Origin of the sequence: Haematobacter missouriensis, from assembly GCF_000740775.1 — a bacterium.
GTDB lineage: Bacteria > Pseudomonadota > Alphaproteobacteria > Rhodobacterales > Rhodobacteraceae > Haematobacter > Haematobacter missouriensis.
The window spans coordinates 61,865-70,039 of the sequence record NZ_JFGS01000021.1 but is presented as its reverse complement, the minus strand read 5'-3'; the positions used below and the strand labels follow the sequence as shown (position 1 = coordinate 70,039).

At 62.8% G+C, this 8,175-nt stretch carries 8 protein-coding genes; 5 read left to right on the top strand and 3 right to left on the bottom strand.

Annotated features, from left to right (window positions below):
• The coding region (locus CG51_RS13015; protein ID WP_035745671.1) for a DUF736 domain-containing protein at positions 1-237 on the top strand (237 nt) is incomplete at its 5' end.
• Positions 238-301: 64 nt separating this feature from the next.
• Here CG51_RS13015 and CG51_RS13010 read toward each other — a convergent pair.
• The gene (locus CG51_RS13010) at positions 302-496 is read right to left on the bottom strand and encodes a hypothetical protein (RefSeq protein WP_035745669.1); all 195 of its coding nucleotides are present in this window, start codon (positions 494-496) and stop codon (positions 302-304) included.
• A 124-nt stretch (positions 497-620) separates the two neighbouring features.
• Between CG51_RS13010 and CG51_RS13005 the strand changes: the two genes are divergently transcribed.
• Positions 621-1,349 carry a helix-turn-helix transcriptional regulator gene (locus CG51_RS13005; RefSeq protein WP_084695182.1) on the top strand — a complete coding sequence of 243 codons (729 nt, stop codon included), beginning with the start codon at positions 621-623 and terminating at the stop codon, positions 1,347-1,349.
• Between the two features lie 16 nt (positions 1,350-1,365).
• Here the strand turns inward: CG51_RS13005 and CG51_RS13000 are convergent, their stop codons facing one another.
• Together CG51_RS13000 and CG51_RS12995 are read right to left on the bottom strand one after the other, a co-directional pair.
• Positions 1,366-1,923, bottom strand: coding sequence for a hypothetical protein (locus CG51_RS13000; RefSeq protein WP_035745665.1), 558 nt, complete (start codon positions 1,921-1,923; stop codon positions 1,366-1,368).
• Between the two features lie 7 nt (positions 1,924-1,930).
• On the bottom strand, positions 1,931-2,650 hold the full coding sequence (locus CG51_RS12995; RefSeq protein ID WP_035745663.1) for a nucleotide-binding protein: 720 nt from the start codon (positions 2,648-2,650) through the stop codon (positions 1,931-1,933).
• A gap of 503 nt (positions 2,651-3,153) precedes the next feature.
• Between CG51_RS12995 and mobC the strand changes: the two genes are divergently transcribed.
• Genes mobC through CG51_RS12975 form a run of 3 tightly spaced genes read left to right on the top strand, consistent with a single transcriptional unit; the run spans position 3,154 to position 7,976 of the window.
• The gene (gene mobC, locus CG51_RS12985) at positions 3,154-3,675 is read left to right on the top strand and encodes a plasmid mobilization relaxosome protein MobC (RefSeq protein ID WP_248783383.1); all 522 of its coding nucleotides are present in this window, start codon (positions 3,154-3,156) and stop codon (positions 3,673-3,675) included.
• Complete coding sequence (locus tag CG51_RS12980; RefSeq protein ID WP_035745658.1) at positions 3,662-6,034, top strand: relaxase/mobilization nuclease domain-containing protein; 2,373 nt, start codon at positions 3,662-3,664, stop codon at positions 6,032-6,034. The genes mobC and CG51_RS12980 overlap by 14 nt, the downstream gene beginning before the upstream one ends.
• Positions 6,027-7,976: a type IV secretory system conjugative DNA transfer family protein gene (locus CG51_RS12975; RefSeq protein WP_035745656.1), complete on the top strand. Its 1,950-nt coding sequence runs from the start codon at positions 6,027-6,029 to the stop codon at positions 7,974-7,976. Before CG51_RS12980 ends, CG51_RS12975 begins: the two co-directional genes overlap by 8 nt.
• The last annotated feature ends 199 nt before the right edge of the window (positions 7,977-8,175 follow it).

The window sequence follows — 8,175 nt, the reverse complement described above, 5'->3', positions numbered from 1 at the left end:
ATCGTCCCCGACCTGCGGGCCACGGGCGAGAACGCACCTTCGCACCGGATCCTGGTGGGCCGCGCGGAGATCGGTGCCGCCTGGTCAAAGCGCTCGAACGAGGGCCGGGACTATCTGGGCCTGAAGCTGGACGATCCGAGCTTCTCGCACCCGATCTACGCCAACCTCTTCGACGACGAGGACGGCGAGGGCTCGAGCCTGATCTGGTCGCGCCCCAACAGCCGCCGAGGGGAGTAATCCCCCCAACCAGGGCCCCGGTCGAAAGGCCGGGGCCTTTCATCTTGCCAGCGAGCAATGGCCCTCAGCACAACTCTTCTGTCACGAAGCTGCGCTCGGCCTTGCCGAACCAGGCCGTCTGCGTCTCGCCTGTGTTCCATTCATAAACCAGGCCAATGACCCTGCCATCGTCCTTGTGGCGCAGCCGGGCGATTGGCCGGGCCTCGATGCGGTTGGTGCGGCATGAGCCGCCGCGATGGTCACTGGTCTGCACGTTCATAATACTTGTCTCGACTGTCACAGAACTTCGCTGGCTGGCGATCGGAACCCTTTTCGCAAGGTCGCTTCACGGTTGATTTGCGCGCGCTTTCATCACAACCTGACACAACGGTGGGGGAGCGGCCATGCCGTTACCCTTTTTGGTATCGCTGTTTGAGGACTGCACATTTTCTCGTGCGGGAGGGGTAATGGTTTGGACTATTGTTCCGGAAATGGCCCATTTGGATTCCCGGCTGCGGGCAATTGCACCGATGGGCTATTCACTCGTCATCCATGTGCGCAGTTTGACGCCAGAGCATTATGTCTCCACCTATCCGGAGCGTTGGGTCGAGATTTACACTGAGCGGCAATATGCGATGTTTGATCCGGTCAATCTCTGGGCCAGGACGCATTCAGGTCGCATCAGATGGAGTGAAGTGCCGGTCGAAAAGCTCTCGCCTGCTGGAACTCTGATCATGGATCACGCGCGCGAGTATGGCCTCAACTATGGTTGCGGCGTTTCTCGCAGTCGCATTGAAGAATATGGCACGCTCAGCTGCCTGTTTTGCGCCCGCGAGGATCGGGAACTGACCGACGGTGAGCTGGACGAGGTTGAGGGCATATTCAAACAGCTGCTCGCCTCTATCGAGGCGGCAAGACCGCTTTCAGAGATGGAGCGTGCTATCCTTTCTGATCTGGCGAACGGTTTGCCCTATAAGGAAGTCGCGCATCGGCAGGGCGTCAGCACCGAGACCATAAAGAAGCGCCTGGAGCGGATAAGGGACCTGCTCGGGGCGCGGAACTCGGTACAGGCAGTGGCAATCGCTACCAAGCGCGGTCTGATCCTGAACCAGCCAGCGTCCGGGCCTGAATAGCCCGTGCCAGCGTGGGTCAGCGGACATCGTCGGAGTCGTCACTGAGCGATGCGAGGAGAGCATCGATTTCCGCCCAAACCAGCGGCTCCAGCTGACCCCGCACCAATGACCACCGGCTGTCGACCCCCAGAGGGTCCTGATCGGCAAGCAGCCGATCAAAGATGGCGGCGGGCACTGCGACGCTGGTCCTGACGGTCCAGCTTGCCTGACTTGCCCGCCTGTCACTGGAAGGGATGGCATATGTTGCTGAGAGCCCCCACTTCTTGACGGCCTTCCGCAGGGCGGCCCGGATCACTTGTCGGGGGGCAATGCCGCAGGCAACCAGCCCTTGTTCCTGGCGCTTCAACGCGTTCACGCGCACGTCGACTTGGATCGAAGCTTTGGAGTCATCTCTTGAGGCTTGATCCTCCGATGCGATGCTGGCGCTCGGCTGCGCCGGCGCACGGGCCTCGGCCGCGCTGGCTGGTTCGTCTCTGTCTCCCGTCTGTGCCGGGTTCGTCGTGTTTTGTTGGGACAGACTGAACGAATAGGCCTGATCCGGCCGTGTCACGAGGGGGATGCGTTTGCGGACCATGTCACTCTCAGCCGCTGATGATGGTGTTCAAGATGTCGGTGGCTTCTTCCAGCGCCTCGACGAGCGGGCGGGCATGGGGCTTCATCAGCGGGTTGGGATCATTCTGCCGCGCAAGAGCGATGGCATGAAGCAGACCAAGCCGATCCATCTCCTTGAAGGCGTTGCGGTGCATCATAACCGTCTCGATGACCGGGAAGCAGTTGACCGCCTGTGCGATCAGTTCCGCATCGGCCTTGGTCGGTTTCGCGGGCACCATGTTCAGAACCACATGATGCTGGGGCAGGGCGCTCGGGTCGTCCACACGGGTCCGCAGATGGGCGAACCAGTCTGCGGTCTGGATGCCGACCTTGAAGTCGGTCGTCGAGAGCATCACCGGGGTCACGATGTGATCAGCCAGCACCGCGACGCTGTCCGACCAGTCCGCGCCGACACCGGCGGTGTCGATGAAGATCAGATCCGCCAGATCCTCGTCGTAGATCCGCTCGATCTCCTGCTCGATGGCGGCAATGCTGAGCGCCCTGGTGCGAGACAGCAGGGGCGAACTGTACCCAGCACCCTCCGCCCGTTCATACCAGGCACCGAGTGCATCGGTCCCGTCGGTGTCCATGAGGGTGACCCGGCGACCGGCAGCGATCGCGGCGCTGATCAGGGCGCGGCTCAGCGTGGTTTTGCCCGACCCGCCTTTGCGGGCCATCGCGGCGATTACGCGCAAGGAGTCATTTGGCATGGCACACCTGCAATAATGGTTACTCGTAAACATAAGAGCTTTCTTGTCGTAGGGCGCTGACCGGGATGCGTCAAGCGGGACGCAAGGCGCAGATCGCAGGAAGCGGCACGCATTGTGCGGCTTCCAGAGGACGTGGCGCAGGCAACGTGATGCAGATCCCATTCCCCTTCCGGCACTTCCCACTCCGCAGGATGCAGGACGCAAAGAGCGCGATGCAGGTGCCAGAAGACATGCTCCAGAGCGCAGATAACGGGAGGCATTTCGCATGGGACGGGATGCAAATCGCAAGGCGCGTGATGCATTCCGCAGACAACGGGAAACCGCCCCTTTGGGCCGGTTTTTCATAATGAGTACAAGCCCGTAGGCCCGACTCCGCTTGTGCTGGGAGTCGGCGGGCTTGTACGATCTTGGCAAGAAATAGGAGCGTTAACTTCAAAATGTCCCCGGCCCGCCGACTTACCGAAGAGGAGCGTCTGAGGATTGCCAAAGAGCGGTCTGAAGGCGTGCCAGCTGCTGATCTGGCACAGCAGTTCGGGGTCAGCCTGAAGGCCGTCTACAATGCGGTGAACCATGCCCATGGACGGCGGGCTTCGAACGGCAGCCGGCCTCAGGTGGTTGGGCTTCGTCTCAGCGCGGCCGAGCTGGGCCGGTTTGATGCTGCGCTCTCGGCACGTGGCATCGGGCATCGTTCTGATGCTCTGCGCTGCATGATACTGGCCGCCAGCGACCTGCTCGCGCCCGATGTGCACATGACGGAGGAACTGCGCGGTCTTGGCGCGGCGATGAACCGGGTCGGCAACAACATCAACCAGATCGCCCGCCGCCTGAACGAGGGGCGTGTCCGTGGCGAGCAGGCGGTCCTGACCGGGTCGGAGAAGGCCGAGATCCGGGCTCTGGCCGGGCTGGTCTTCACCATCGCGGATCAGGTCCAGGAGATGAGCCGCAACCGGCGGGCGTCCCTCAAGCTGGAGGTGGACAAGGCGCTCGCGCCCTTGATCCGGGAGGCACGCGATGGCGCGGGCTGATGCCGTGAGGGCGGTCAATCCGGCGCTTTTTGATCGCGGCTGGAGCAAGGTTTCTGGCTCGGCCTCCGGGGGCTTTGGCAAACGGGCACAGATGATCCGCGCGGCGCGCGGCCATTCCCCAGCGATCTTCAAGGCGATCCGGCAAGGCGGTTGCCACACCGGGGCGCAGCTGCGCGCCCAGCTGTCCTACCTCACCACCAAATCGAGCTTCATCCTCGATTCCCGTGGCACCCATGACGGCAAGAAGCTGCTTTCGCCCGGTGAGATCGAGCGCGTCGCGCGCCGCTTTGAGAACCAGTGGAGTGAGCGTCATGCGCCGAAGCTGGGCCATACGGCGCACCTCCTGATGGCCTTTCCCATCGGTACCCGTTCCACTGAGGCGCAGGAGATCACCCGCGAGATCTGCGAGCGCTTCTTCGAAGGGGAGGGCGCGCAGTTCGATTACATCGCGGCGATCCACGAGGATCGCGCCCATCCCCATGCCCATATCGTGCTGAATCGCCGCAGCAAGGACGGCGAGATGTTCTTCCTCGGGAAGGATCATCATTTCAACTACGACGCCTTCCGCGAAGCCATGGTCGAGGCGGCCGAGCGCCACGGGCTGCGCCTTGAAGCCACGCGGCGGCTGGACCGGGGTGTGCTGACCCGCGCCGCCAGTGATGTCGAGCTCCGCAAAGCCATGGAAGAGGGCAGGACGCCGGTGGAACGCCAACGCACCGGCGCCAACCTCGACCACGCCATTGCCGAGGTGGCGCGCAATGCCGCGATCTATCGGGGCCTCGCTGCCGAGGCCTCGCGTTCGAACTTCCACGATGTTGCGGAAGCCCTGTCCCGGGCCGGGGATGTGCTTGCCCGGGGTGATCGTATCCAGTCAGACGGAGTGTTGTATATGAGTGATGACGTTTATGATTTTGACGAACTGATCGATCGGTTCTCGCAGAACATCCGCCAGATCGAAGGGCTGATCGAACGCGCCCCTGCGACCGAGCGCCCGGTGATCGAGCGTAAACTGACTGATGTGTTGCGTGAGGTCTCGCATCTGCAGCCCCTGGGGGACCGCTCCGACACATTGCATGAGCCGGCGTCCCGAGATGGGATCTATGCTGCGCCGAACCTAGTCGAGGCCCACCGGGATCAGCTTGAAGCTCCGGGCCTCAAAGCCCGCATCACTGAAGCGGTGCAGGGGACCGGAATCGATAGCGATGCCGTTCTGGCCCGGATGCGCGAGGGTGCGGGCAATGCGGCGCTGGAGCAGCAATGGCTTGCGCAGGATCTGCGGGCCATCGCGAAGGAAGAGCAGCTTGATCTGCGTGACACCGCGCAGCGTGATCAGGCGATGGACCGTCTTGAGGACGTTCATGGCAAGCTGGGGGATGTGCTGACCGAGGCCCGCGTCCTGCGGGTTGTGGAGGATGTGGAGAGGGAAGGGCCGGAAAGGGAAGAGGGGGCGCGGCTGTCGGAGACCTCCGCTCACAAGGTTTCGGCTGATAACGAAACCCTGCGCAGTGAGCCAGATATTTTCAGCCCGGCGGAACGGGAGGAGTTCCGGGCGCTGGTCAAACAGTTCCAGCGGACGGACTTCAGTTATCCCTATTCCGATGATCCGCGTGTCCGGCGCGATGGCGAAAAGCAGGTGGCCGAGGCGAAAGCGGCCTTCGACCGCTTTGCCGAGCGCTCGCCCCAGCATGCCGAAATTGCCACCATGGCCTGGGAAAAGGCCACCGATGTCATTCAGCCTCCAGCCAACGGCATTCGGGCCGCACATCGTACCCTCCATGCCGGCGATATGGATCTCGCGCAGCGTGATCCGTCGATCAGGCTCGGTCCGATCACCGAAGAAGTTCGCGAGATGGCGCGCTTGCGGGCCGAGACCCCCCAGGAGCAGATCCGCGATGCCGTCAGTCGGGAGATCAACCAGCTCCATGCCGCAGGCGCCTCCCGCGAGCGGATCATCGAGAGGCTGGCCGAGGTTGAGGACGACACCCGTCAGGCCCACGCGGAACGCCGCAATCTGGATGCGACAGCGCCCCAACTGGCCTCCGCCTTGCGACAGGCCGCCGACGGCAAGGTCGATCTGGCCTCGGATGCGGCGCGACACCGCTTCGTCGAGCAGGTCAATAATCGCCTGACCCCAACCGAAATCGATGATCTGCACCGCGGCGATGAGAAGGTGCTGGACCGGCTCACCCCAAATGCGCTCGAACAGCTGCAGCTGGCGCGGGCCTATCTCGAGGCCAGAGATGTCCATGCCAATGATCCGGCGATGGACCGCGTGCTCGGGCGGATCGTGGAAGAGCGCCATGGCGACGATCTGAGGCACTCCCTCTCCCACGGTGAGAAGGGGATCACCCATGGATAAGGGCCGCATGCTGTTGGGCGCCGTAGTTCTGACCCTGCTCGGGCTTGCCATCGGCTATGTGCTGGCGACGATCTATTTTGCCGTCCAATTCGGATACTCGACGAACAGCTTTGACCTCAGCCTGCTGGCGCGGAACTGGCTGGGACTGAGGACTTCTGCTCCGCAGGATTTCCTCTGGGTGAATGGCATCATCCTTGGGACCGGCCTCGCGGCCCTCCTGCTGACCGCCACCATGCTGGGCGATGCGCTGACCAGTTTCGGCACCACCCATTGGCAGAGCCGGGCCGAGATGAAGCGCAACGGCTTTTTCGCCGGGACGGGGGCCGGGTTCCTGCTCGGCAAGATGGGTTCCCCGAAATCGAAGAGGCCATTTATTGTCTCGCGGACGTTCCCGCATGCGCTGGTCGTGGCCCCGACAGGCAGGGGTAAGGGTGTCGGCTTCGTAATCCCGAACCTGCTGACCTATCGCGGCTCGGCCGTGGTTCTCGACGTCAAGGGCGAGAACTTCCGTGAGACCTCGCGGTTCAGGTCGTCGACCGGAGACAAGGTGTTCCGTTTCGCACCCACCGATTGGGAACGGCCGACGCATCGCTACAACCCGCTGGCCCGAATCGCGGCCCTGAAGAACCCTGATCGCCAGCAGATGGAGCTGAAGCTGACGGCGAAGCTCTTCCTTCAGACCGACAACGAAAAGCTCAGCGGCCTGCTCGCCGGCGGGATCGATCTCTTCGTAGCCGCCGGGCTTCTGGCCTTCGAGCGTGGCAACCCGACTATCGGCGAGATCTATCGCATCACAGCCTCGGGCGGAAACAAGCAGCTGGAGTTCCTGAAGCGGGCTGAGGAGGTGAAGAACCCCTCGGCCAAGCTGATTTTTGAGCGGATGGCCTCAACGAACAACGATACGCTGACCTCCTATCTCTCGCTCCTGATGACCTCCGGTCTCGACACTTGGGACAACCGGGCGATTGATGCGGCAACGGCGACCTCGGATTTTTCGTTCCGGGACATCCGCCGCCAGCCGCATGCGATCTATCTGGTGGTGGAATCCGAGATGGTCGGGCCGCTGGCGCCGCTGATCCGGCTGTTCTTCTCGGATCTGATTGCATCACTCCAAGCCGCCGAGCCCGGGAAGGATGAACCCTGGCCGGTGATGATCATGCTCGATGAGTTTGACCGGCTGGGGAAGATGCCGATCGTGGCCGAGAGCATCAAGACGCTGCGCTCCTATGGCGGCAACCTGGCCATCGTCACCCAGACCATTCCCGCGCTGGACGAGATCTATGGCGAGAACACGCGCCGCTCGCTGCAAGGTGGGGCAGGGGTGAAACTCTATCTGACCCCATCCGACCAAAAGACCATCGAAGAACTGAGCCAGGCGGTCGGCAAGACGACCAAGCGGGTGGTCACCCGGTCCCGTTCGGTGGGGCGGAACCCTTTCGAGGGTCGGAGCGTGACCGAGCGGACGGAGGAAACACCGCTCCTCAACGAGGATGAGGCGCGCCGGCTAGACCTCGATGAGGTGATCCTCGTCGTCGATGCCCAGATGCCGATCCGGGCGCGGCGTATCAAATACTATGAGGATCCGGTATTGAAGGTGGTCCATGCCGCGCAAGCAGGCGATCATCCCTACCCGGATGCCGAAAAGCGGCAATACGATGCACGGTTGAATGAGGCCGAGGCGGCAGTTGCGAAACTGGCGCAGCAGCTGCAGGCCGTGCAGCAGGGGGCGGCGCGAGGGCAGGGACCCGCTACCCCACACGACCCGAAGCCGGTCTTGCGAGCGCCAGCCCGGCGTGGAACCCTAGCTCTCGCGCCAGAGCCGATCAGTTTGGACCTTTGCGCGCTTGGGCAGACTGAGGAAAGCCGCCTTGCGGTTCAGAAAGCTGTCGTCACGACCGCAGAGATCATCGCTGGACATGGAGGCTTGGGAGCCACTGACTAAACCCGATCGAGTTCAGAGCATGCCTTCTTTGACCGGGGCCGAGGCGTCAGCAGTTTCGGCCCAGAGCCGCCGGTCACCCGGACAGGATACTGCTTCGCAGCGCCCCCCAAAGCCGACACACCACTGGCATCGCAGCAAGAAGCCAGTAACGATTGGGTGTGCGCGGTCTCTTTGCGCTTCCGCGCATATCCGAAACGCA

Coding starts and splice junctions, on each gene's coding strand:
- CG51_RS13010 (WP_035745669.1), bottom strand. CDS start 496: ATGAACGTGCAGACCAGTGACCATCGCGGCGGCTCATGCCGCACCAAC.
- CG51_RS13005 (WP_084695182.1), top strand. CDS start 621: ATGCCGTTACCCTTTTTGGTATCGCTGTTTGAGGACTGCACATTTTCT.
- CG51_RS13000 (WP_035745665.1), bottom strand. CDS start 1,923: ATGGTCCGCAAACGCATCCCCCTCGTGACACGGCCGGATCAGGCCTAT.
- CG51_RS12980 (WP_035745658.1), top strand. CDS start 3,662: ATGGCGCGGGCTGATGCCGTGAGGGCGGTCAATCCGGCGCTTTTTGAT.
- CG51_RS12995 (WP_035745663.1), bottom strand. CDS start 2,650: ATGCCAAATGACTCCTTGCGCGTAATCGCCGCGATGGCCCGCAAAGGC.
- CG51_RS12975 (WP_035745656.1), top strand. CDS start 6,027: ATGGATAAGGGCCGCATGCTGTTGGGCGCCGTAGTTCTGACCCTGCTC.